Origin of the sequence: Xanthomonas sp. GPE 39 (genome assembly GCF_000963005.1) — a bacterium.
Lineage (GTDB): Bacteria > Pseudomonadota > Gammaproteobacteria > Xanthomonadales > Xanthomonadaceae > Xanthomonas_A.
Genome location: NZ_JZHZ01000007.1, coordinates 183,357 through 208,219, shown reverse-complemented (window position 1 = coordinate 208,219; position 24,863 = coordinate 183,357). Strand labels below are relative to the sequence as shown.

Genomic DNA, 24,863 nt, shown 5'->3' with positions numbered 1-24,863 from the left:
GCGGTGCGAGGCGCTCACGCCGGCTTGGCGGTGAATTGGAGGTAGGTGGACAGGATGTCCTTGTCGCCGCTGCGCGGCGGCATCACGGCATGCAGGAACACCCAGTCCGGCGGGAAAATCGGCAGGCTCCCGACGCAATCTTCAGTTCTGATCTCGGCACCATTCACCAATCCAAGGTCATACAGCTCACTTCGAATAAAATACTGGAATTGCTTATGCTAGTAAACTCCCACAATACAGAGCATCACCATTTCCAATTAGAAATAGTAATCCACCATGCCGCCCAGCAACACTAGGTAGCATGGTGGATTCAGTTAAAGAGCATCAATTATGCGGGAAAAATCCATAGATAGTCGTCACTCCACCCGAATCGGCGAAACTTTCGACGAAGTCGACGAGATCACCCCTCATAGAAGCCTCGGCTTGAGCTCTCGCGGGAATAGTTCTAACATCTGAATCCCGAGTAACGCCCATATCATTCAAGTCATCAAAGGATTTAACCGGAAGATTCTTGATCGTGTAAAAATGATCGACGAGAAAGTAACCACCTGGCGTTTGAGTGTATCTTTCAATCTGTACATTATTGCCAATACTGACTGGACCCCAACCATTGCTACTTGCCGCAGATCCGTATGCGGCAATTGCGATTTTTATGTAGCTCAAGGTTGAATCCGCATTTCTGCCAGCAGCGCAGTTGGGGCACTGAATAAATATGGCATCAACCTTGTCGGTTATGATGCCAGCATTTGCACCAGCAGATACGACAGACAGAAAAGCACCCAGAAGACCATATGCAATTTTCATGAACCATTATCCTTGTTTATGTAAAATTAACAAAACCACTTAGGTTTTTCTACCACACCCCAAACGACATAAAATTAAATCACTAAAGCAGAGCTCGCACCCATGCGGGTGCGAATTCATTTCTCAATGATTTTTTATAATTAAGAAGACATTTAAACATCAAAACTTATAGGTGGCACGCATCCAGTAGTAACGGCCAAGCGTGTCGTAGGTGCTCACGTCGGTGTTCGCATTCAACACGTTGTTCTGATACATCACCGGCGGCTGCTTGTTGGTCAGGTTATCCACGCCCAGATCGAAGCGCAGATGCGCATCGGTCATGTCGTAACCCACCTGCAGCGCGTGATAGAACTGGTTGCCGTAGTTCAGCACCACGCCAGTGATCGCGGCATCGGCGGACATGTTCTGCGATGGATCGCCGCTGCCGAGCTGCACCTTGCCAACCCAGCGCGTGGTCCAGCTCGCATCCCAGTTGCCCAGCTTCCAACCGACCAGGGCACGTCCGCGCCAGTGTGCGTAGTTGCCATAAGACGAGTTGTAACGGCCGGCCATGTGCACAATGGAATCGCCGGTGTCGATGTCGTAGCGGTGCAGGTAGGTCGTATCCAACGCCAGGTTGAACTTGCCGAACGCGGTCTCCGGCAACACGTAGTTGGCACCGAAATCGACACCCTGGGTGTTGAGCTTGCCGATGTTGACCACCGGCGTCTGGATGTAATTGATGTTACCGGCGCTGACCGTGTTGGCGGCATAGCGGTGGATGTAGCTGCAGTACGGGCTGTTATCGTCGTTGTAGCAGAGATCGGCCACCGTCTGCGCGGAGATCGGCTGGATCAGGTCGTTGAGTTTGACCTTCCACAGGTCGAGATTGACCGACAAGCCCGGCACGTAGTCGGGGCTGTAGACCAGGCCGTAGTCGAACGAGGTGCCCTTCTCCGGCTTGAGCTGGTAACCCACGTAGCGCGAACCGGAGACGATGCTGTTGGTCTGCGACAGGCCCGAGCCGGTCCAGCCGACCGGCACGCCGGCGCAGGCATTGGCGTGGCCGCTGCCGCTATAGCCGATGCACGGGTCGATGAAATTCGGCGCATTGGCGGTCGGCCCGGTGTAGATGTCGCCAATCGTCGGCGCACGGAACACCTGTGCCGCCGTGCCACGCAGCATCAGGTCGTGGATCGGCCGCCACTCGACCTGGAACGAGGCACTGTTGTTGCTCGAACGCACGCTGCTGTAATCGGAGAAACGGTCGCTCAGGGTAAGGTTGAGCGCGCCGACCGGCGAGGATTGCGCCAGCACCGGCACGAACACCTGCGCATAGGCTTCCTTGACGTCGAAGCTGCCGCTCAATGGCGAGGAGCAGGCCTCGGAGGAAATCGCGCAGGTGTTGTCGCTATTGATCAACGCATTGCTGGACACGGTGTAGTCCAGACTTTGCTTGCGATACAACGCACCGGCGGCCAACTGCGCGCTGCCCGCGGGCAACTCCCACAGGTTGCCGTTGGCGCTGGCTTCCCACTGTCGCATGATCGTGGTGGTGTCCAGGCGCGGGATCGATTGGTGGCTCTGCAGCCACGCCACCGTGTTGGCATTGCTCTGATCGAAGATGTTGACCTGACCGGCATCGATCGCGGTCTGCAAGCTGGCGTAATCCACGTAACCGCGGTCCCAATTGCGCTGGCGATAGTGGCCGTAGTCGAAGTCGACATTCCAGACCCAACTGCTGTCGCCGATGCTACCCTTCAAACCCAGCACGTCCTGATCGGTGGCGGTGTCGAAGAAGCCCTGGCGCTGGCCGAGCTTGGTGAAGCGCGAGCGGAACTCGTAACCGTTGGGACCGAACTCCACACCGAACGGGTTGTAGGGGTTGTCCGCGCCGATGGTGATGCCATCGTTCTGCGCATCGAACGGCAGCGGCGCGATCGCATAATGCGACATGGTGTGGTTGTGGTAGGCATTGACGTAGGCCTGCACGTTGTCGGTCACGTTGAAGCTGCCGAGCACGAAGCCGCCCACGCGCTGCTGCGGGGTCAGCAGCAGGTTCTGCGCCTGGTAGTTATAGGAATCGGAAGACCCGCTGTAGCACTTGTAGCCGCCGTTGCCGTCGCCGGTCAGTGCACCGTCGGGATCGCAGCCGTTGGCGGCCAGGGTCGCGGCCGGCAGCTTGTAATAGCCGCTCGGCGTCCGGCTGGAGCCTCGCTTGACGACGCTGCCGTTAGACAGGTACATCGCGTACTTGGAGAACGCGCGATTGGCCGAGGAGACAGCCCTCTGCTTGTTGTAGTCCACGCCGGCCACCACGTTGCCGCGGTCCCAGGTCTTGCCGAAGGTGAAGCTGGCACCATCGCGCGCACCGTCGCCGCGGCTGGTCTGGCCGTAGTTGACGGCGACTTCGCCGCCTTCGAAGTTCTTGCGCAGGATGAAGTTCACCACGCCGCCGATGGCGTCGGAGCCGTACATCGCCGAAGCGCCGACCTTGAGCACTTCGACGTGGTCGATCATGTTGGTCGGAATCGAGTTGACGTCGTTGTTGAGGACCCGATGACCGTCGACCAACAGCAGCGTGCGCTCTTCGCCGAGGCCGCGCAGCGATACGGTGGAGACACCATCGCCGCCGCCGTTATTGACCTGCGGATTGGTCGCGGCACCGGCGATGCCCGGCAGCGCCTGCAACAGGTCACCCAAGGTCTGCTTGCCGCTCTGCTGGATCTGCTGGCGATCGACCACGGCGACCGGGCTGGCGGTTTCCACATCCACGCGACGCACCAGCGAGCCGGTGACGGTGAGGCGGTCCAGCTCCACCGGCGCTGCGTTGGAATCGCTGCCGGCAGGTGTGGCGCTCTGCGCGTAGAGGGTGGCGGGCAGTGCGGTCAGCGTCAGGCAAACGGCATGCGCGAGTCTGTTCTTTGCTAAGGACATCGGTGGAGACCTCATGTGATAGACAACTAGACAACGGCACGCCCACGCAGCAACGCATGGCGTGAACCGTTGAATCGCACCGCAAGGCGCGAGTGGGGGGAATGGATGTTCAGGCCGGGGGACATACTGCGGACCGCTCAGGCAGCCACCGGGCACTTGTTAGATTTTTATAAGAACGGTGTTGTCTCAGTGTGACGGAGTGCGCCAAGATTTGACAAATTCATCCCGCTAACATGTATCCGGCCGCCGGTATCATTATCCGACGGGGTAATTCCACCGCTGCAGAAACGGCTGCAAGGCCGGCAACACCGGCTCGAACGCATCGCGGTAGGCACGCCAACGATCCAGCCCCTTCCGATTGATCCCCTCGACCACTTGGGCGTAGCTCGGCGTGCTGATGAAGCCCTTGGCACGGGCATGGCGCTGGAACTCCAGCAAACGCTCGGGCTGTTCGAGTTGCAGGAACTGGCCGAGGCGGGCCACCTGGGCCTGCGGATCGGCCACCAGGTCCTCGTAGCGCAACTCCAGCGCGCGTGGCCGTAGCAAGGCGGCGTGATACAACCAGAATGCCATCGCCTCGGCATAGCCCCGCGCCAGGCGCTGCATGCTGGAACACAGCAGCGCGAAGGCCGGCGAACGGAACGCCTGCATGTAGCAACTCAACAGCACATCGCAGGGATGACGCAGCGCCAGGATCACCGGTGCATCGGGAAACAACCGATGGATCAACGGCAGCCGCAGCAGGTTGAGCGGGTTCTTGTCCACCAGGCGCTGACCGGGCGCCAGCCGCACCACCTCCCCCACCGATTGCCAATACTCGGCACGTAATGCAGCGCAATCGGCATCGTCGAGCTCGCCCAGGCCATCCGGCCAGGCCACGCCGCGATGCAGCAGCCGCTCGGCCAGCGCTTGCAAGAATGGCCGCTCGTCCATTGCGCACAACTGCGGATGTGCATCGAGCATCTGCTCCAGCAAGGTCGTACCCGAACGCGGGAAACCCACCACGAAGATCGGCGAGGCCGCCACACCCGGCCCGATCACCGGCCTGGCCGCCGCATAGCGCGCCGGGTCCCAACGGTCTTGCGCGACCGGCAGCGGCGACGCATCGGCAGCAGCCAGCTCCGGCACCAGCGCAGCCAGACTCTCGACCTGGCCAGCATGCCCCTGCGCGCACGCCGCAAGCGCCTCCTGGGGCCGACCCAGGCGGTCGCAGACCCGTGCCAAGGCAAAGAACAGATTGCTCTGCTTGCGTATGTCGATGGCACTGTCCTGCGCAAGCAGGCCGCGCAGCAGCGCATAGGCATCGTCCCAGCGTCCGTCGCGCATTGCCAACACGGCCAATGCGTTGCTGGCGGCCTCGCGCACATCGGCATCGGCAATCAGATCCGATGCAGGCAGTTGCGCGGCGGCCTCGCGCGCCTGCTGCAATCGGTTGGCGCGTTCGAGCACCAGCACCAGCCGCGACCAGGCGCGTACCGATTCCGGCATCGGGCCGCCGGTACACGCCTGCAATAGCGCGCAGGCGCTATCGGTGTCGCCCTCGTGCGACAACAACCAGGCCAGTTCCATTGTGGTGTCCGGCTCCAGCGGCGGCCATTGCCGCCAATTGGCGATCAGCGCCTGTACGCGTTGAAAGTCGCCGCATTCGTGGCAGGCCATCGCCGTGTGCACGCACAGCGGCGGTAGTTGCGGCGCTAACGCATGCGCATCGAGCAGATGCTGGCGGGCAGTCGCGTAGTCGCCACTGTCCATCGCCAAAAGGCCCAAGTTGTGGTGCGGCATGGGGTCCTGCGGCGCCAGTGCGCAGGCGCGCGCATAGGCCTGAAGCGCCTGCGCGTGCTCGCCGCACTCGCGCAAAGCACTGCCCAGATTATTCCAATGCGCCACATCCTGCGGCTGGCGCGTGGTCAGTGCGCGATACAGCGCGGCCGCTTGCGCTGGCTGGCCCTGCATCTGCAGGCTCATCGCCAGCAGGCTGCTGACCAGCGGATCGTCCGGCCGATGTTGCAGATAGCGGCGCGCGCCATATTCCAACTCTTGCGCGTGGCCGGCCTCCAGCGCTTGCAGCAGATCGGTCAGCGGGGGAATCGCGGTGTCGTCCAGGGAGGTCATGCGGGTACGGGTCGGGAAAGTAGCGCAGCCAGGCACCTTAGCCGCAGTAGGACGCAATGCGCCACACCGGCCACGCCACCGATCGCCGTACATTGCGTACAGCGTCGTGACCAATGGCGCGACGGGTACTAGATCGCATCGTGATAGGCACTGAGGAAAGCGCGCAGCGAAGCCGGCTTGACCGGCTTGGTCAACAGGCGATAGCCACGCGCGCGCGCTTGCAGATGGAGTTCGTCGCGGCCATCGGCGGTGAGCAGCGCGCCCCCCACTGGGCCCGACATCACCGCACGCAGCGCGTCCAGCGTGTCCAGTCCGTCGAGGCGGTCATGGAGGTGGTAATCGACCAGCATCACGTGCGGCGCATGTACAGCCTGCGCCAGTGCATCGTCCACCGTGTTGGCGCAGATCACCTCCACTTGCCAGCGGCCCAGCAATGCGCGCATGCCATCGAGGATCTCCGGGTCGTTGTCCACACACAGCACGCGCAGCCCGGCCAATGAATCCACTGCCACCACCGCGCGCTGCTGGCGCTGCTGCGTCGGCGGCGCCACGCGCGGCACGGTGATGGAAAACATGCTGCCACTGCCGACCTGGCTACGCACATCCAGCTCGTGGTCAAGCAGACGCGAGATACGCTGGCAAATCGACAGGCCCAGGCCCAGGCCTTGCTCACCCCAGTCGAACGGCTGCTGATAGCGCTGAAATTCCTCGAAGATCTGCCGCAGATGGTGCTGTGGAATGCCAGGACCGGTGTCCCAGACTTGCAGCTCCAGCGCAGTACCACGCCCACGCATCCCCAGGACGATGCGGCCCTGGCGGGTATAGCGCAATGCGTTGGCGAGGAAATTCTGCAGCACGCGGCGCAGTAGACGGCGGTCGCTACGCACCCAGATCGAGCGCGCGTATACGCGCAAGCGCAAGCTGCGGCCGGCGGCCACCGGAACGTACTGTGCGGCTAATTCGCGCAACAGCGCGCCAGCATCGACCTCCTCGATGGTCGGGTGCAAGCCGCCAGCATCCAGCCGCGATACGTCGAGCAAACCATCCAGCAGTTCTTCGGCAGCGCGCAACGAGGCGTCCACGCGCTCGGCCAGATGGCGCTGTTCCTCGTTCTGGTGAGCCGCCTCGCGCATGGCCGAGGCGAACAACCGCGCAGCGTTGAGCGGCTGCAACACGTCATGGCTGATGGCAGCCAGGAAGCGGGTTTTGGACTGCTGCGCCAATTCCGCTTCGCGCGAGCGCGCAGCCACACGCTGCTCCAAGGTTGCATTGGCTTCCAGCAGGGCCTGTTCGGCGCGCTTGTAGTCAGTGATGTCGTTATAGGTGGTGATGTAGCCACCACCAGGCAACGGCTGGCCACGTATCTCGATCACCGTGCCATCGTGGTGGATGCGCTCGAACACATGCTCAGTGCCGGCACGCATGTGCGCGATGCGCCGCTTGATCTGTTCCTCGACCTGCTCACCCACCAGTTGGCCGCGCTCGGCGTTGTAGCGAATCAGATCCGCCACCGGACGGCCCACGTAGAGCATGCCGTCGGAATATCCGAACAGGTGTTGGTAGCGCCGATTCCACACCACCAAACACATCGAGGCATCGACCACGCTGACTCCGGCGCTGATGTTCTCCAGCGTCGTGGACAGAATCTCGCGGTTGAAGCGCAGTTCCTGACCCGCCTGATCGAGAACCGCCACCACTTCGCCCAGATCCATGCCCGAGCCACGCAACAGGCTGGTCAGCACCAAGCGCGCGGAGGCCGCGCCGATCGAAGCGGCAAGCAGACGCTCGGTGAACTGCACCCAGGCACGGTCGGCCACCGCGTTGGGCGGCGGTTCGCGCCCAAGCAATTGCGCCTGCTCGGCGAAGGCGCGACGCGCGTGGCGTTGGCCGACCATGCGTTCGGCCAGCGCCTGCAGATCCACCAAATACACCTGCCCAAGCCAGTCGCCGGCCACCACCGGACGTTGCGCATACGGCTCCAGGAACGGTGCGGCACGCAGTTGTTCGTCCAGACCCGGACGCCAGCGTGCCGACACCAGCATCAGTGTGCCGACGTTGACCAGCAACGACCAGAACATGCCGTGCGCCAGCGGGTCCCAACTGCGCAAACCGAACAGGTGTTGCGGCCGTAACCACCCGATGCCGAACAGGCCATCGTGCAGCCAGGCCGAGTCCAGCCAGCCGGACTGGGTCAACGCCGGCAGCAGCAGGGTATAAACCCACGTGGCGAAACCCAGCACCATGCCAGCCTCAACGCCCTTGCGGCTGGCCCCGCGCCAGTAAAGCCCGCCGATCACCCCGGGTGCGAATTGCGCCACGGCGACAAACGCCATCAATCCATATGAAGCCAGGGTGCTGTCGTTGCGACTGGTGCGGTAGTAACCGTAGGCGATCAACGCCAACAACAAGATCGCGATGCGGCGGATCCACAACACCTGCGAGGCGACATCGGCGCCGGCAGCCTGATGCCCGCGATGACGCAACAGCAGCGGCATCACCAGATCGTTACTGATCATCGTCGCCAGTGCGATGCTGGACACAATCACCATGCCAGTGGCGGCCGAAAACCCGCCCACATAGGCAACCAGCGCCAGCGCGGTGTGGTTGTAGTTCAGCGGCAGCGCCAACACGATGCTGTCCCCGGCCACGTCGCCACCATCGAACAAAGCCACGCCAGCCGCGGCGATCGGCACCACCATTGCCGAGATCAGCACCAGGTACAGACCGAACAACCAGCGCGCCTTGCGAATGTCGCCGACATCGCTGCATTCCAGCACCGCCACATGGAACTGCCGGGGCAGGCACACCAATGCCAGGAAACTGAGCACGGTCTGCGAGATAAAGCCAACCGGCGGCGTGTTCTGGAACAGCGTGCGCGCAGAATGCAACACCTGACCAGCGTCACGCGCGGATAAGCACACGTAGGCAAATACGCCTACCGCAATGATCGCCAGCAGCTTGACGATCGATTCCAGCGCAATCGCCAGCATCATGCCGTGGCGATGTTCGGTGGCATCCACCTGGCGCGTACCGAACAAGGTGGCGAACAAGGCCATCAGCAACGCCACGTAGAGTTCCGGATCCTCATAAAACGGCGCACCAGCGCTGGACTGGCCGCTGAGCACCTGCAGGCTCATCGCCACCGCCTTGTACTGCAGGGCCAGGTACGGCAACACCCCAACCAAGGCGATCACCGCCACCAGCGCGGCCAGGCGCCGCGAACGGCCGTAGCGCGAGGAGATGAAGTCGGCGATGGACACCGTATTCTGGCTACGCGCGATCAACGCCAACCGCTCGATGATGCGCCAACCGAACAGCAGCAAAAGCAACGGCCCCAGATAGATCGGCAGATAACCGATGCCATGGCGCACCGCACTGCCGACCGCGCCGTAGAACGTCCACGACGAGCAGTACACCGCCAGCGCCAGGCTATAGACCACCGGGCGTAGCCAAGGCCGTTTCGGGTACAGCGGCCGGCGGTCGCCCCACCACGCCACCGCGAACAGCAACGCCGCGTAGCCTGCCGACACCAGCAACAGGATCCAACTCGAAACCAAAGGCCAGTCCCCGCGATGATGCGCGCAGTCTAGCCGCTATGACCCAATCCGCGCACGGTCGGCACAGATGCGATGGCACTGACGCCATGCCGCTACTCCCGCGCAAGCAGGCTTCGGATGGCCGCTGCACCCCGGCCATCGAACGGACAGCGTGACAGCGGCACAACCGTGGCTCGGGCTAAGATGCGTGCGGTGAACGCCCACCTCCACAACCACTGATGTTAAGCCCACCGGCCCAATCGCAAACCGCGCATCTGCAACAGCAGACGCTGCGCCTGCAAACGCAGTTGCAGCAGGCGCAAGCGCGTCAAGCGCAGGCCGAGGCGGAAGTACAGCAGCAGTTGCCGGCGGTGGAGTTGGCGGTGGCCGCGATCCAGCGGCGTTTCGCCACGCATGCCGCGCGCGCCAGAACTGCGGCAATGCAGCGCGCACGCCAACGCGCATGGGTCCCGGCCTTGCTGCTGCGCCCGTTTCTGCCGGATCTGCGCTGGCGCCTGGCCCTGCTCGGTGTGCTGGTGCTGATACTGCCTTGGATGAGCGCACGCTGGTTCGGCGCGAGCCACGCGGCTCTGCAAGGATGGCGTCAGCTCGTCGCGCACGGCCACATCCTGTTGCTGTTGGAATGCGCACTGCCCTCATTGCTGCTGTACACCATGTTGGTGGTGGGGGGCGCGCAACTGCTGGCCTGGCATGACAGCTACGACGAACGCCTGCTGCTACGGCGATTGGCACGCATGCCACTAGCGCTGGCGCAGGTCGGCGAGGTAGCGCAGCGCGCGCCAAAGGCGACTTATCCGGTGACCCGCGCGCCATGGCCGCAATCCAACCTGCACGGACACTGGCAGATTCCCGCCGCGCACGGCGACGTGTCCGGCGCGCGCCTGCTGGCCTTGCACGACGCCGCGATGGAACCGTGCCTGCATGCGCTGATCGTGCTGCCCGACGCCAGCCATGCCGCCGCGTTCATTGCCTTGGACATCGAGCTGCAAACTGCCGCGTCGGCCTCGCTGCACGCCTTGGCGATGGCTCTGGCCAGCGACGCGGTGGCCGAAGCCGCGCCGATCAGCGCACTGCACGCATGCGTGCAAGCATGGGACGCGGCGCGCAGCCAGCACCGCGCGGTGCAACAACGGCTGCAGAGCATGGACGCGGTACAGCGCCACTGGACCGATGTCGCCCTGCCCGACGCCTGCCTGGACGAGATCCTGAAACTGGTGGACCTGTTCGTCTCCGGTCGTGCTCCTGCGCCGAAGGGCATCCTGCTGCACGGGCCACCGGGCACCGGCAAGACCTTGATCGCGCGCAAGCTGGCGCAGCATGCCGGCTGCCATGTCCAAGCGCTGGGCGTGGCCGATCTGAAAGCCGCGCATGTCGGCAACACCGGCCCCAAGGTGCAGGCGATCTGGCAGCGCTGTCGCGACCATGCACCGGCGATCCTGTTCATCGACGAATGCGAAAGCGTGTTCGCACGACGTGGCGGCACCGATAGCGATAGCTTCGGCGCCGAACTGGTGCAGACCTTCCTCGCCGAATGGGATGGCTTCCACGCCGCGCCAGGGCAGGTCTTGGTGATCGGCGCCAGCAACCGTCCGGGACTGCTCGACGAAGCGGTGATGTCGCGCTTCACCGCCAGCATTGCCATCGGCCTGCCCGACGCGGCGGCACGCACCCGCATTCTCGGCAACGAACTGCAACGCGCCGGCTTTGCGCTGACCCTGGACCCGCACGTCATCGCCGACAGCACCGGCCTGTCCGGTCGCGATCTGCAGACCCTGGTCGCGCGGGTGGCGGCCGAATGCGTCGATGGCGTATTGGACAACGCGACGCTGCTGACGCAGTTGCGGGCGCTGCGCGGCAAGGGTTCCACCCAGGTCGCGGCCCTGGACTGGGACGATATCGTGCTGCCACAGGCCGCGCTCGATGAGTTCGTCGCCCTGGGCAAGGAACTGCGCAACGCCGAACAACTCGCCGCACTCGGCGTGCCGGTGCCGCGCGGCATTTTGATGTCTGGCCCGCCGGGGACCGGCAAGACCCAGGTCGCGCGGATCCTCGCCAATCAATCGGGCCTGGCCTTCATCGCCTTGACCAGCGCCGACCTCAAGGCCGGCTACCTGGGCCAGTCCGGCCAGCGCGTGCAGGCGGCATTCGCGCGCGCGCGGACACAAGCGCCGTGCATCGTCTTCGTCGACGAACTCGACATCCTCGCCCCCGCGCGCGGCGCCGAAAGCGACGATGCACTGACCCGGGAAATCGTCGGCCAATTGCTGCAGGAGTTGGACGGCGTCGCTGGTCACACCGGCGAGGTGTTCTTGCTCGCCGCGAGCAATCATGCCGAGGCAATCGATCCGGCGCTGCTGTCGCGGCTGGATCGGCACATCCCCATCGCGCTGCCCGATCACACTGCGCGCAACACCATCGTCGCGCGCCTGTTGCGCGGCAAGCCACTGGCCTTCGATGCCGACGCGGCGGCGGCCTGGGTCGCCGAGCGCAGCGAGGGCCATTCCGGTCGCGACCTGCACACCTGGATCAGCCGCGCGATGCGCTGCGCCGCACGCCGCGCGCTACAGGAGAGCGACGATGTCGCCAGCACTCGGCTGCAATGGGACGACCTGATCGCCACCGCCAACGCCGCAACGATGTAAGCCGCATGGCGTTTCGGTCCTGCGCGATGACAGCGTGCACACGGCCTCACCCAGACGGCAACAGCACCTCGACCACGTAATGGCGGCCAGCCTCGATCCCGACGATCCGTGGCTCCTCCAGCAAGCGCCCATCCACGCGCACCTGCGGCGCGGCGCAGTCGGCGGCACGCTGCATCCGCACCGCGAACAGCGCACCGCGAAAGCGTCGCTGCACGCGCGCCTGCGGCCAATGCGACGGCAACTGCGGGCGCACGCACAGCGCATCGCCCTCGCCCTTCAACCCGAACAAGCCTTCGATCAGGCAGCGATACAACCATGCCGCCGTGCCGGTGTTGAACAGTTGGCTGGAGCGGCCAGCGGTGCGCGGCAAGCTGTGCCAAGCGCCGCGATAGTAGTTGGGGACGAACACCGGCAACTGCCCGCGCTGCAAGTAATCGGCCAGATCCGGGCCCGGAATCATCGCGCGCAACACGCGCCAGGCACGGTCGGCGTCGCCAATGGCATACAGCGCATGCAGGTAGAACGCGGCGGCATGGTTGTAGACCGCACCGTTCTCGGCCGAACCAGGATATTTCTGGGTCAGCCGGCCCACGTCCTCGCGCATCGCCGTATACGGCGGGGCCAGCATGACCGGCCCATAGGGCGTGTCCAACTGCGTGTCGATCGCTTGCAACAGACGTTGCCGCTGTGTCGCATCGGCGGTGCCGGCGAGCAGCGCCCAGCTCTGCGGATTGAGATAGATGCGGCCTTCTTGGTCGTCCTTGATGCCGAAGCGCACGCCATCGTCGGTGATGCCGCGCGCATACCAGTCGCCGTCCCACAATTCACGGTTCATCGCCGCATTGAGTTCTACAGCACCTGCGCGCCATTGCGCCGCCAGCTCGGCGCGGCCATGTTGCGCGCAAATCTGCGCCCAGAGTTGCAGCGCATGCGCGGTGGCCACCGACAACCAACCGGACACGCCACGGCCACGATAGCCGACCATGTTCATCGGATCGCACCAATCGCCCTGCGCGATGTAGCTCAGTCCGCGTGCATCGCGCGCACCGAGCAGCCAGCGCATGGCCGCGTCGATGCGCTCGGCGACGCTGAGGCTGATGCCATCGGCCGTGGTCACGTCCACGTTTAGCAGGGCGCTATCGCCAGTCTCGTCCAGATAGGCCGACAGGAACACCGGCAACCACACGCAGTGGTCGGTATGCGGCACTTGGTTGATGTACTTCAGTTCCGCACCCTCGACCAACAAAATGCCATCGGGCATCGCCCCGCTGCTTTCCTGCTGCGACAGCGCATGCAGCAGCGCGGCGCGCGCCGTGTGCGGGCGCAGATAGCTCATGCCCATGTGGTCCTGCAGATAGTTGCGGGTCTGCGGATCGGTGGCGAGGCGGTTGACGTCGCCGTGATAGAACACTTGTCGCGGCAGCCAATGGTTGACCAAGTTGTCCAGGTGCGGATCGGGCGTGGCGATGTGCAGACATCCGGCCGCCTGGGCCAGATAGGCACGGTAATCCGCCGCCGCCGTGGCAAAGCCCTGCGCCGACAGATAGCGCGCACGCAAGCCGGCGATCTCCGCTTCGTCCGTGGCTGGGCCAAACAGAAAGCGCAGCGTCTGCGTCTGCTGCGGCGCCAAAGTCATGCCGTACTGCAAGGCTGCGGTCGGCAGTTCGTAGTGTGCCTGGCTGCCGCCAAGACACGGCTGCATCACCGCACTCGGCGCATGCAGGCCACCTTCCCCCTCGAACGCGGACTGCCGCGCTTCCCAAGCATCCGGCGTCTGCTCGTGCAGTAAAAAGGTGCAGTCCTTGAAATCGCGATGGCGGAAATAATCCTCCACTTTCTGGTACGCCGTGACGCTACGGCAGACGATGCCGCCCAGCTCGGCGCGATATTCGCCACTCTGATACATCCACGACATGTAGCCGACCGGAAAGTACGCATACAGCGCGAGCCGGCGCGCACGCCCATCCAGATTTCGCACCTGGCACTGCCACAGCTCCACCGGATCGTCCACCGGCAACTGCAAGCGCAGTTCCACTTCGATATCGGCATGGCGCACGTACCAGACCAGGTCGGCTTGACCCGCAGAAAAACAGAACGCCTGCGGCATCGCCCTGACCGGCTCGTAGGGCACCGAATACAACGCGCCACTGTCCTCGTCCTTGAGGTAGAAGAAACGTCCAGGATGATGCGCGTAGTACGGCTGCTCCGGCTGCATGAAGGTCTTCGCCTCCAGGGTCGGGGCATGCGCGTATTTGGTCGGCTCCGGCTGCATGAACTGCGCGGTGGCGTAACCGCGACAGGTCACATGGATCATCATCCGCCGGTTCCACAGGAAACCGCCAGCGTTGGGGAGCGCGGTCGGGCTGTACAGCGCATAGCGCTCGCCATCGGCACTCGGAGCGAGCAGCGTGGTCGTGTCCTGCTGCGGATCGTGCGCGCGATTCATTGCTCCGTCTCCCCCGCCGCACGCGTGCGCGCGGCCAAATCGTGTTGAATGCGGCGTAGCATCGCATCGTCCAATGGATAAAAGCGCATCGTCCACGCCGCCAGCAACGCAATCGCGCCAGGAATCACCGTCAACAACAACACGATGCCCCGTTGCGAAGCATTGCTCTGCGCCTGATTGGCGACATAGCCCATCGCCGCCAGCATCCAGGCAATGCAGGCCGAGGCCAGTGCAGCGCCGAGCTTTTGCGAAAAGATCGCCGCCGAGAACGTCATCGCGGTGGCGCGACGCCCGGTCTTCCACTCGGTGTAGTCAGCACTATCGGCGTACATGGAGAACGCCAATGGCGATTTCGGCCCAAGCGCAAGGCCCACCAGCAGATTGAGCGCGAACAGCGCCCAGATCGCATTACGCGGGACGAAGAACATCGCACAACTGAGCACGCCGACGCTGGTCATCAAGCAAATCATCAAACGTCGCTTGTCACACCAGCGGGTCAACAGCGGCGTGGCCGCCGCGCCCAGTGCCAACGCCAGCGAATAGCTGCCGAGAAACCAACCGGCCAACTCCGGGCGACCAAGGTAATATTTGACGTAGTACACGCTGGCACCACCACGCATGACGATGGTGACCATGATGATTAACGCCAGCGCGAACAACACCCGCCATGGCCGATTGCGCAGCAGATCGGCAATATCCTGCAACACCGGCGCGCGTGGTTGTGGCAACGGTTGCACACGCTCACGCGTGGTCGCGAAGACAATCGCGAACAACGCTGCGGCCACTGTGCCGTATAGCAACATGGTGCACTGCCAGCCACGTGCGTCGTCGCCATTGCCGAACCAGCGCACCAGATCCAGCGTGGCATAGTTGACCAGGCAGGTGCCGACGAATGCCGCGATGAAGCGGATGCTGACCAACGTGGTGCGTTGTTGGCTATCGGCGGTCATCACCCCCGATAGCGCCGAGTACGGAATGCTGAGCACGGTGTACATCAGCATCATCAGCCCGAAGGTGACGTAGGCCCAAAGCAGGCGACCACCGGTATCCAGCGCTGGCGTGGTATAGGCCAGTACCGCACTGCCGGCCATCGGTAACGCCGCGAACAGCAGATAGGGACGGAACTTGCCCCAGCGGGTGCGGGTGCGGTCGGCGATCGCGCCCATCAACGGATCGCACACCGCGTCCGCCAGCTTGGTCACCAACAGCATCGTGCCCACCGCGGCGGCAGGCAGGCCCATGGTGTCGGTGTAGAAGATCAGCAGGAATGCGGAAATGGTGGCCCAGTACAGATTGAACCCCATGTCGCCGATGCCGTAACCGAGTGTCTCGGACCAGCGCAGCTGCGCGTCGGTGCGTTGCGATGAGAGGGACATCGGCGATCCTGGATGGGCGGACATGCGATGATGCGGCGGCACGCGGTAATTCCCGCGATGCGCGACAGCGGCACGACGCTACACCAGCTTGCACGCGCCGCCAACGCATACGGCATAGCAAAGACATCGCCAGGTATAACGACACGTGATGGACACGACATCGCCTCCACCACCACCGGCCGCCGCCATCGTCGTGATGGGCGTGGCGGGCAGCGGCAAGACCAGCGTCGCGCAGGCACTGGCCGCACACTACCGGATGACGTTCTTGGACGCTGACGACGTGCATAGCGCCGAAGCCAAGGCACAGATGGCCCGTGGGATTCCGCTCAGCGACGCGCAGCGTGCGCCTTGGGTCGCGGCGTTGACGACGCGGCTGCGCCAGTCCAACGCGGCCGGCGACGGCATCGTGCTGGCTTTCTCCGGCTTGCGCCGCGCGCACCGTCAACAGCTACGCGACAGCGGAGTGCCGATGCGCTTGGTGTTTCTGCACGCCGCCATGGACGTGATCGCCGCACGTCTGGCTGCACGCAGCGGCCACTTCATGCCGCCGACCCTGTTGCAGAGCCAGATCGACGCACTGCAATCGCCCATTGACGAGGCGGACGTGATCGCGGTGAACGTGGACGCGCCATTTGCCGAGGTGGTGGATGAAGCCATCGCACGATTGGATTCAACCCGGGTCATTGGCTAGCTAAATCGCGCATCCGGAGTCGCTACCCAATGTGAAGATGCTGGTCTGGCGGCGAACAATGGGGTCATAGCAGACCCGTAGTAAATCACTCTGACCTTTTTTTGTTTACGCTGTTTACGCCATGCGTGAACCTTTTTCCAGTCGGTGCGCCGTTAAATGGTTGATCCTGGCCTGGGAAAACGTGGGTATACTTCAGACTCAGAAGCTCCATCCTTGAACCTGCATGAACTGCTCAAGATTCATGCACGGCACACCAAAATGCTGGCAAACGTTCGGAACTTTGGCGGCATTCGGCTTTAGCTCCTCTTCCGTTACGACCGTGGCGCCTTGCGTCTTAGCAAGCGCAATTACGAATGGGTCGGCCACCGGTGTGCCATTCAACTGTTGCTTGGTACCAATCAGCGCTTGGAAGTGGGATATTGCCAGAATATGAGCTACCACCTGCAACTCGGCCGCCTGCGGGACTCGGAAGATATGCTTGTTCTTGTCCAGCCAAGCTTGAACGTGCGGATTCGGCACCCCCAATTGCATTTCGTTCCAAACCTCACGGGTCGAAATCAGGTCGCCGCTCGCAACCAACCCATCCAACCCAGCCCAGATTGACTTGAAGACGTTCGGATAGTAGTGCTTGAGCTTGCTAAGAGAGTTGGTGTCAAACACATAAATCATTGAGCGGTCCTCTTGAGGACACGCTCTTCAAGCCCCGGCAAGTTCTTGGGCGCGACCCCCAGATACTCCGCCGCCTGAACGGCGCTGACTTGATTGCGAAAATACCGGCCAAATACTTCGTTCAGCATACGGTCACTGATATAGGTGCGCGTAGTGGCGTACCAATCACCGCCGCCCTTCGCCTTCTTTAGTTGGCCGGTCCACTCGGCTACCTTCTCTTCATAGAAAGCTTGATCAACGCGGCCAAGGTCCAAGAACCTGCGCAAGATGGCTTCCCGACTTACGCCATAGTGCCGAGCCAGATTAGAGAAGACTGCATCTGATGCATGGGTCAGGTCGCTGGGAAGACTGGCAGCCTGCCTCTCGAAATCGGAGCCAGGAATCAAAACCTCGGACGCCACAGCATTGCAGAAGACCTCAATCTTCCTCTCGTGCTGCGGAAGCTGTCTGACGTAGCTATGGTCAAACTTGCTTAGCCCGTTAACATTGAAAAGCAGGTGGGCCAGCTCGTGTAGCAAGCTGAAAATCTGGCGAGTCTTCGTAGTGCTGTTATTCAAATAAATGAGAGGGAACTCATCGTCCCTCAAGCAGAAACCGGAGATTTCCTTCTGCATGAATGAATTCTTGAAAACGAAGATTCCACGTCGTTCAACGGCCTGACGCCATTGCAGCAATGCATCGGCGTCATCGCCCCATCTTGCTTGCCCTTCAACCGTGATGCCTAGCTCTTGCCTGATTGCAGATGCTGCGTTCGCGGGAGAATCACGCAAGTCTAGCGGACAGTCTTCCCACAGCTTCCGTTGAGCCGGGTTCCTACCGTCAAAAAGCTCTGCAAGGGCAATCTGGTACGCGTGCGCCTTCCGGATATGAAGAAAGGTGTCGCTAGCCAGATTCTTCAGGTCGAACGCCGGGAGGGTTCGGAACTCGCTCTGAGGACGATGCTCCTCCGGTGGCTTCGGCAGGAAAAAGACAGCGATGGGGCGCTTGTAAACCTCGTAGGCAAGCCGCTCCAACTGCACGTAAGTTGGAGCGTCGGTGCCGGACTCCCAGTTGCTGATATCGTCCGGCCGCTTGGAGATTCGCTCCGCAACATCCTCGACAGTCAGACCAATGGACTCTCTAGCCCATTGCATGACCGCCGGCTGGATTCCAACTACTGGCTCGCCCCTCATAAAATACTCTCGGTTGGCCATCCGCGGCTACCCGCTCCCGGCCAAAGATTAGCTAATCCTATCTTAGCCCATGCGCTCGCACCACCTGCGACGCAGCCCAGCAAGCGCGACATCCCCCTCTCATAAACGAAAAAACCGCCATCTTTACAAGGGCGGTTTTTCGGACATTTTTCGTACTGTTGTGCAATCGAACCAGCGACATGCAGCTAAGCCATTGATATAATTGGTGGGAGGTACAGGGTTCGAACCTGCGACCCCTACCATGTCAAGGTAGTGCTCTACCGCTGAGCTAACCGCCCTCTCTGCAACCCCAACAATAGGGCCAGAGTTAATTTTTCGTCAATCGCACGACTTGATTCAACGGGCGTCATCCGCTAACCGACTGCGCATCCCGAGCCGCAGCCATCATCGGGATGAGAGGCGTGTTTGGTAAACTGGCCCTTCGCCCTTAAAAATGAACCGCCGCCAGGGCGATGGCGGCCTGGATGTCTCCAGCGTCGTGAAGCCGATCAGGAAGCGCCTATGAGTAACACACGTGAACAACTTGTCTTGCCTGGTGGCGGCGACCGCCTGCTGCTGCATTCGTGTTGCGCGCCGTGTTCGGGCGAGTTGATGGAAGCGTTCGTCGAATCCGGTATCGATTACACCGTGTTCTTCTACAACCCCAATATTCATCCGGCCAAGGAATACGAACTGCGTAAGCAGGAGAACATCCGCTTCGCCGAGCAACACGGCGTGCCGTTCATCGACGCCGATTACGACACCGATAACTGGTTCGCGCGCGCCAAAGGCATGGAGAACGAGCCCGAGCGTGGCATCCGTTGCACCATGTGCTTCGACATGCGCTTCGAGCGCACGGCGTTGTATGCCCACGAACATGGGTTTCCGGTTATCACCAGTTCGCTGGGGATTTCGCGCTGGAAGAACATGCAGCAGATCACCGACAGCGGCATCCGCGCCGCCGCGCCTTACGATGGGCTGACTTACTGGGACTACAACTGGCGCAAGCACGGCGGTTCCGCGCGGATGATCGAAATCAGCAAGCGCGAGCGCTTCTACCAGCAGGAATACTGCGGCTGCGTCTATTCCTTGCGCGACACCAATCGCCATCGCCGCGAACAAGGCCGCGAGCGCATTCGCTTGGGCTTGGTGTTCTACGGCGACAACGAGGCGGAATCGAAATAATCGGCAATCCAGTGCCAGTAGGCAGGCGCTGACCAATCGTCCGGTCGGCGCTGCCTAGAGACAGTCCCCGCGTGCCGTATCGCGCCAGCCATGAGACTGGCGATGTTCATTCGCCTGCGCGTTTGCCGATGGCGGAAAACGGGACGATACGGGCTTAGTTGGCCGAGGAAAGATGTTCGATTGCGGCGACACTGCCCAGGCGCTCGCTCAAGCGCTTGAGCAGCGCCAGGCGGTTACCACGCAGCGCCGGGTCCTCGGCGTTGACCATCACGCCATCGAAGAACGCGTCCACTTGCGGCCGCAGCCGCGCCAGCACATTCAGCACGCTGACGTAATCGCGCTGACGCAGAGCACCGTCGGTCTCGGCGATTGCCGCTTCCACTGCTTCAGCCAGCGCGCGCTCGGCCGGCTCGCGCAGCAGCGCTGCATCGACCTGCGCGGGAATCGCGTCCTCGGCCTTGCGCAGAATATTGCGAATGCGCTTGTTCGCGGCGGCCAAGGCGTCGGCTTCCGGCAAGGCGGCGAAGGTGCCGATGGCGTCGATGCGGCGGTCGAGGTCGTACAGCGAGGCCACCTTCAGTTCCGCGACCGCATTGAAATGCGTCGCCGGCACACCCTTGTCGGCGTAATAGCCACGCAGGCGGTCGAGGATGAAGTCATAGAGTTCCTCAAGCTCGGCAAGCGTGGTGCCACCCACGTTCGGGATCGCCTGGGCCTGCACGCCTGAAGCACGTGCCGTTGCGGCGGCATGCTCAGCCTGCTTATCTTTTTGTTGCGTTTTTGCAAACGCAACCGCATCCAACGCTTGATTAAGGAACGTGCGCAGGTTGAGATCAAACCCACTCTCAATCACCGTCCGCGCCAAGCCCAACGCATTGCGCCGCAGCGCGAACGGGTCCTTGTTGCCGGTGGGCTTCAGCCCTGCGGCAAACCCACCGGCCAGCGTGTCCAGGCGTTCGGCGATGGCCAGCACCTTGCCCAACGGCGACAGCGCGATAGCGTCGCCAGCGAAACGCGGTTGGTAGGCTTCGTCGATGGCCAGCGCAATCTCACGTGGTTCGCCAGCGGCGATAGCGTAATAACGGCCGGCAATGCCTTGCAGTTCGGGGAATTCGTTGACCATGCGCGATTGCAGGTCGTTCTTGCTCAGTTCGGCGGCGCGGCGCGCCTGCGCCGGATCGGCCCCCACTTGCACGGCAATCGCCTCGGCCAGTGCGGCCACGCGCCGCACCTTGTCGGCCAGGCTGCCGAGCTTGGCCTGATAGGTCACGCCGGCCAGACCCGCACCCATCGCCTGCAGACCTTGCTTGAGGTCTTCGTCGAAGAAGAACTTGGCGTCGGCGAAGCGCGGACGGATCACCCGCTCGTAGCCCTTGGCGACTTCGGCGACGTCGCGCGAGACGATGTTGGCGATGCCGATGAAATGTTCGGTGAGCTTGCCGTCGGCATCCAGCACCGGGAAGAACTTCTGGTTGCTTTCCATCGTTTCGATCAGCGCTTCCTGCGGTACCGCCAGGAACGCCGGCTCGAAGCGGCACAGCACCGCCGACGGCCATTCCACCAGGTTCACCACCTGCACCAGATTGTCCTCGGCGATGCGCGCACGGCCACCAGCCTGACGCGCGGCCTGCTCAACCTCGGCGACGATGCGCGCGCGGCGCACGTCCGGGTCCACCAGCACCTGCGCCGCCTGCAACGCGGCCACGTAGTCGCCCGGCTGCGCCAGCGTCACCGGCGCATCGTGCAGGAAGCGATGGCCACGGCTGTGCCGGTCGGCCTGCACGCCGAGCAAGTGCGCGGGCACCACCTCGTTGCCGAACAACAGCACCAACCACTGCACGGGCCGCGCGAAACCATAGTCGTGATCGCCCCAACGCATTGGCTTGGGGATGGGCATCGCGGCGATTGCCTCGCGGAGGATGTCCGGCAGCAGGGTCGCAGTGCGCGCACCGGGATGCACCGCGCGGTGCACAAAGCGCTCGCCCTTGGCGTCGCGGGTGCGTTCCAACGCGGTCCAGGCAATCCCGGCCTTGGCCGCAAAACCTTCCAGGGCCTTGGTCGGCTGGCCGTCGGCATCCAGGGCGATGTTGAGATACGGGCCAAGCACTTCCGCGCGCTGCTCAGGCTGTTCGGCGGCCACGCCGGGCAGCAGCACGGCCAGCCGGCGCGGGGTGGACAGCGGCTTGGCGTCGCCGCGCTCCACCGCGATGCCGCGCTTGTCCAGCCCGGCGATCACGCCATCGAACAAAGCCTGGGCCAGGCCCGGCAATGCCTTGACTGGCAGTTCTTCGGTACCCAGTTCGATCAGCAGGGGATGCATGCTCATATCACGTCCTTCCGAGGCGTCGGCAGTGCGCCGCGCCCAATCGATTGTGTCGTTCGGCGTACCGCGCGCATCGCGGTCTTCGCCATGGATCGCCAGCCGCCATCGCCAAGCAAGCGGTAGCGCAAAGAAACGTCCGGCAGGCACGCGCCCACGGGACTAGCGCTTTACGCCGGGGAAACCGAGCTTCTCGCGCTGCGCGTAGTAGGCTTTGGCCACCGCTTGCGCCAGCGCGCGCACGCGCAGGATGTAGCGCTGGCGCTCGGTGACCGAGATCGCCCGGCGCGCATCCAGCAGGTTGAACGCATGGCTGGCCTTGGTGACCTGTTCGTAAGCCGGCAATGGCAGTCCCACTTCGACCAGCGTCTGCGCTTCGCGCTCGCAGGCGTCGAAACGGTGGAACAATTCGGCCACGTCGGCGTGTTCGAAGTTGTACGCGCTCTGCTCCACCTCGTTCTGGTGGTAGACGTCGCCGTAGGTGACTGGCGTGCCGTCGGGGCCGTAGGTCCAGATCAAGTCGTACACGTTGTCGCAGTTCTGCAGGTACATGCACAGCCGTTCAAGACCGTAGGTGATCTCGCCCAGCACCGGTTTGCACTCCAGGCCACCGGCCTGTTGGAAGTAGGTGAACTGAGTGACTTCCATGCCATTGAGCCAGACTTCCCAGCCCAGGCCCCAGGCGCCGAGCGTGGGCGATTCCCAGTTGTCCTCGACAAAACGCAGATCGTGTACCAGTGGATCGATACCCAGCGCGCGCAACGACTCCAGGTACAACTGCTGGATGTTGTCCGGGTTGGGCTTCATCGCGACCTGGTACTGGTAGTAGCGCTGCAAGCGGTTCGGATTCTCGCCGTAGCGGCCATCGGTGGGACGGCGGCTCGGCTGCACATAGGCCGCGTTCCACGGCTCGGGACCGAGTGCGCGCAGGAACGTGGCCGGATGGAACGTGCCGGCACCCACTTCCAAGTCCAACGGTTGGATCAGCACGCAGCCGTGCTGCGCCCAGAACTGGTTGAGGGTCTGGATCAAACCCTGGAACGTGATCGGAACGGACCGGGAAACGGACATCGAGCGGGGGGCCGGTTGAGGGGTGCGCTAGTATAGCGACCGACTCGCGGACACTTCCGCGCACCGGAGCACGACCATGGATTCGCGATCCGCCGCGCCGCCGCTCGGCTTGCCCGCATCCAGCCCGGTGTCGTTGCCACCGGGTCGGTTGACCGTCGAGCGTGTGGCCGCCGCCTTACTCGCCGACGGCTTGGTCGCGCCGGAAGAACGCGGCCGCATGCAGTTCTCGGCGCAGACCGCGCGCACGGTCAGCGATGTGCATCCCCTGGTGCTGCTATCCAATCTCAAACTGCCGGCGATCCAGCCGCCGGGCAGCGAACTGAGCCTGGAACGCTTGACCGAATGGCTGGCGCAGCGCTGCGGCCTGCGCTATCTGCGCATCGACCCGACCCGCGTGGACGTGGCCGCAGTGACTGCGGTGGTCTCGCATGCCTACGCGCGTCGCCACCGCATTCTGCCGCTGGCGCTGGAACCGGAACGCTTACTGGTGGCGACCAGCGAACCGCTGGCACTGGACTGGCTCGGCGATCTGCAACACCTGGCGCGTCGCCGTATCGAGATCGCGGTGGTCAATCCGCTGGATCTGCATCGCTACACGATGGAGTTCTTCGGTGTGACCCGCTCGGTGCGCGGGGCCAAGGACGGGCGCGGCGAGCAGAGCAGCAGCCTGCCCAGCTTCGAACAACTGGTGGAACTGGGCCGTGGCGGCGACGTCAACGCCGACGATCACCACATCGTGCACATCGTCGATTGGCTGTTGCAGTACGCCTACGAACAGCGCGCCAGCGACATCCACCTGGAGCCGCGGCGCGAGGCCGGACGCATGCGCTTTCGCATCGACGGCGTGCTGCACAAGGTGCTGGAAGTGCCGCCGGCGGTGATGAACGCCATCGTCAGCCGGATCAAGGTGCTCGGGCGCATGGACCTGGCCGAGCGCCGACGCCCGCAGGACGGGCGCATCAAAACCCGCTCGCCCGGGGGGCGCGAGACCGAAATGCGCCTGTCGACCATGCCCACCGCATTCGGCGAGAAGTGCGTGATGCGCATCTTCGACCCGGACGCAGCGTTCAAGAGCGTGGACCAGCTCGGTTTCAGTCCTCAGGAAGCGGCCGGCTGGAACGCGCTGGTGGAGCGTCCGCACGGCATCGTGCTGGTCACTGGCCCGACCGGTTCGGGTAAGACCACCACCCTGTACTCCACACTCAAGCGTCTGGCCACGGCGGACGTGAACGTGTGCAGCGTGGAAGACCCGATCGAGATGATCGCGCCCGAGTTCAACCAGATGCAGGTGCAGCCCAATATCGACCTGGACTTCGCCAGTGGCGTGCGCACCCTGCTGCGGCAGGACCCGGACATCATCATGATCGGCGAAATCCGCGACCTGGAAACCGCGCAGATGGCGGTACAGGCCTCGCTGACCGGACACTTGGTGCTATCCACCCTGCATACCAACGATGCACCCTCGGCGATCACCCGCCTGCTCGACCTGGGCGTGCCGCATTATCTGGTCGCTTCCACCCTCAACGGCGTGCTGGCGCAGCGTCTGGTACGCACGCTGTGCAACCACTGCAAACGCCCGCACACGCTGGAAGCACACGAATGGGACGCGCTGCGCGAGCCGGGCGAAGCCTTGCCCGAGCAGATGCAAACCTATGCGCCGGTCGGCTGCCTGGAATGCCGCCGCACCGGCTACCTGGGCCGGGTCGGTCTGTACGAACTGCTGCCGATCGGGCCGCGTCTGCGCAGCCTGATCCGCGCCGACATGGACCTGGCCGGCTTCAGCCGTACCGCACAGGCCGAAGGCGTGCGCACCCTGCGCCGCGCGGGCCTGGAAAAGGTCGCCGCCGGCCTGACCACCCTGGAAGAAGTGTTATCGGTATTGCCACCGCGCGAGTGAGCCGG

15 protein-coding genes and 1 tRNA gene are annotated in these 24,863 nt (G+C 63.2%); 4 read left to right on the top strand and 12 right to left on the bottom strand.

Translation table 11 applies throughout. The features are described 5' to 3' along the window. Nucleotides 1-14 precede the first annotated feature (14 nt). From XALGPE39_RS15385 to XALGPE39_RS00670, 5 genes are all read right to left on the bottom strand, one after another. A complete protein-coding gene (locus XALGPE39_RS15385) occupies nt 15-167 on the bottom strand; it encodes a 2OG-Fe(II) oxygenase (RefSeq protein WP_235429722.1) in 153 nt (50 codons plus the stop codon). A 157-nt stretch (nt 168-324) separates the two neighbouring features. Continuing rightward, nucleotides 325-804, bottom strand: coding sequence for a hypothetical protein (locus XALGPE39_RS15380; protein WP_152624787.1), 480 nt, complete (start codon nt 802-804; stop codon nt 325-327). A 159-nt stretch (nt 805-963) separates the two neighbouring features. Next, the gene (locus tag XALGPE39_RS00680; RefSeq protein WP_045726566.1) at nt 964-3,720 is read right to left on the bottom strand and encodes a TonB-dependent receptor; all 2,757 of its coding nucleotides are present in this window, start codon (nt 3,718-3,720) and stop codon (nt 964-966) included. A 255-nt stretch (nt 3,721-3,975) separates the two neighbouring features. Continuing rightward, nucleotides 3,976-5,832 carry a tetratricopeptide repeat-containing sulfotransferase family protein gene (locus XALGPE39_RS00675; protein WP_045726565.1) on the bottom strand — a complete coding sequence of 619 codons (1,857 nt, stop codon included), beginning with the start codon at nt 5,830-5,832 and terminating at the stop codon, nt 3,976-3,978. Nucleotides 5,833-5,960: 128 nt separating this feature from the next. After that, nucleotides 5,961-9,389, bottom strand: a complete 3,429-nt coding sequence (locus XALGPE39_RS00670; RefSeq protein WP_045726564.1) for a PAS domain-containing hybrid sensor histidine kinase/response regulator — start codon at nt 9,387-9,389, stop codon at nt 5,961-5,963. 218 nt (nt 9,390-9,607) lie between these two features. On the opposite strand from XALGPE39_RS00670, the gene XALGPE39_RS00665 reads away from it, so the two are divergent. Continuing rightward, entirely contained in the window at nt 9,608-12,031 is a 2,424-nt protein-coding gene (locus tag XALGPE39_RS00665; protein ID WP_045726563.1) for an AAA family ATPase, read from the top strand. 46 nt (nt 12,032-12,077) lie between these two features. On the opposite strand, the gene XALGPE39_RS00660 is transcribed toward XALGPE39_RS00665, so the two are convergent. Continuing rightward, nucleotides 12,078-14,477 (bottom strand): NdvB protein, encoded by a 2,400-nt coding sequence (locus XALGPE39_RS00660; RefSeq protein ID WP_045726562.1) that lies wholly within the window; start codon nt 14,475-14,477, stop codon nt 12,078-12,080. Next, a complete protein-coding gene (locus tag XALGPE39_RS00655; protein ID WP_045726561.1) occupies nt 14,474-15,877 on the bottom strand; it encodes an MFS transporter in 1,404 nt (467 codons plus the stop codon). The genes XALGPE39_RS00660 and XALGPE39_RS00655 overlap by 4 nt, the downstream gene beginning before the upstream one ends. A 124-nt stretch (nt 15,878-16,001) precedes the next feature. Here XALGPE39_RS00655 and XALGPE39_RS00650 point away from each other — a divergent pair, with 124 nt between their 5' ends. After that, entirely contained in the window at nt 16,002-16,544 is a 543-nt protein-coding gene (locus tag XALGPE39_RS00650) for a gluconokinase, GntK/IdnK-type (protein ID WP_045726560.1), read from the top strand. Nucleotides 16,545-16,742: 198 nt separating this feature from the next. Here XALGPE39_RS00650 and XALGPE39_RS00645 read toward each other — a convergent pair whose 3' ends face one another. The 3 genes from XALGPE39_RS00645 to XALGPE39_RS00635 all read right to left on the bottom strand — a co-directional run bounded on the left by XALGPE39_RS00645 (nt 16,743) and on the right by XALGPE39_RS00635 (nt 18,684). Next, nucleotides 16,743-17,213, bottom strand: a complete 471-nt coding sequence (locus XALGPE39_RS00645; protein ID WP_045726559.1) for a PIN domain-containing protein — start codon at nt 17,211-17,213, stop codon at nt 16,743-16,745. Beyond that, entirely contained in the window at nt 17,210-18,385 is a 1,176-nt protein-coding gene (locus tag XALGPE39_RS00640) for an ImmA/IrrE family metallo-endopeptidase (protein WP_045728849.1), read from the bottom strand. The genes XALGPE39_RS00645 and XALGPE39_RS00640 overlap by 4 nt, the downstream gene beginning before the upstream one ends. A gap of 224 nt (nt 18,386-18,609) precedes the next feature. After that, nucleotides 18,610-18,684 (bottom strand) — tRNA-Val (locus tag XALGPE39_RS00635). Between the two features lie 223 nt (nt 18,685-18,907). On the opposite strand from XALGPE39_RS00635, the gene XALGPE39_RS00630 reads away from it, so the two are divergent. Further along, nucleotides 18,908-19,570 (top strand): epoxyqueuosine reductase QueH, encoded by a 663-nt coding sequence (locus tag XALGPE39_RS00630; protein ID WP_012914645.1) that lies wholly within the window; start codon nt 18,908-18,910, stop codon nt 19,568-19,570. Between the two features lie 154 nt (nt 19,571-19,724). Here XALGPE39_RS00630 and glyS read toward each other — a convergent pair whose 3' ends face one another. Together glyS and glyQ are read right to left on the bottom strand one after the other, a co-directional pair. Continuing rightward, nucleotides 19,725-21,896, bottom strand: a complete 2,172-nt coding sequence (gene glyS / locus XALGPE39_RS00625; RefSeq protein ID WP_045728848.1) for a glycine--tRNA ligase subunit beta — start codon at nt 21,894-21,896, stop codon at nt 19,725-19,727. A 156-nt stretch (nt 21,897-22,052) separates the two neighbouring features. Then, the gene (glyQ, locus tag XALGPE39_RS00620; RefSeq protein WP_045726558.1) at nt 22,053-22,961 is read right to left on the bottom strand and encodes a glycine--tRNA ligase subunit alpha; all 909 of its coding nucleotides are present in this window, start codon (nt 22,959-22,961) and stop codon (nt 22,053-22,055) included. A 76-nt stretch (nt 22,962-23,037) separates the two neighbouring features. Here glyQ and XALGPE39_RS00615 point away from each other — a divergent pair, with 76 nt between their 5' ends. Continuing rightward, a complete protein-coding gene (locus XALGPE39_RS00615; RefSeq protein WP_045726557.1) occupies nt 23,038-24,858 on the top strand; it encodes a GspE/PulE family protein in 1,821 nt (606 codons plus the stop codon). Nucleotides 24,859-24,863: the final 5 nt, after the last annotated feature.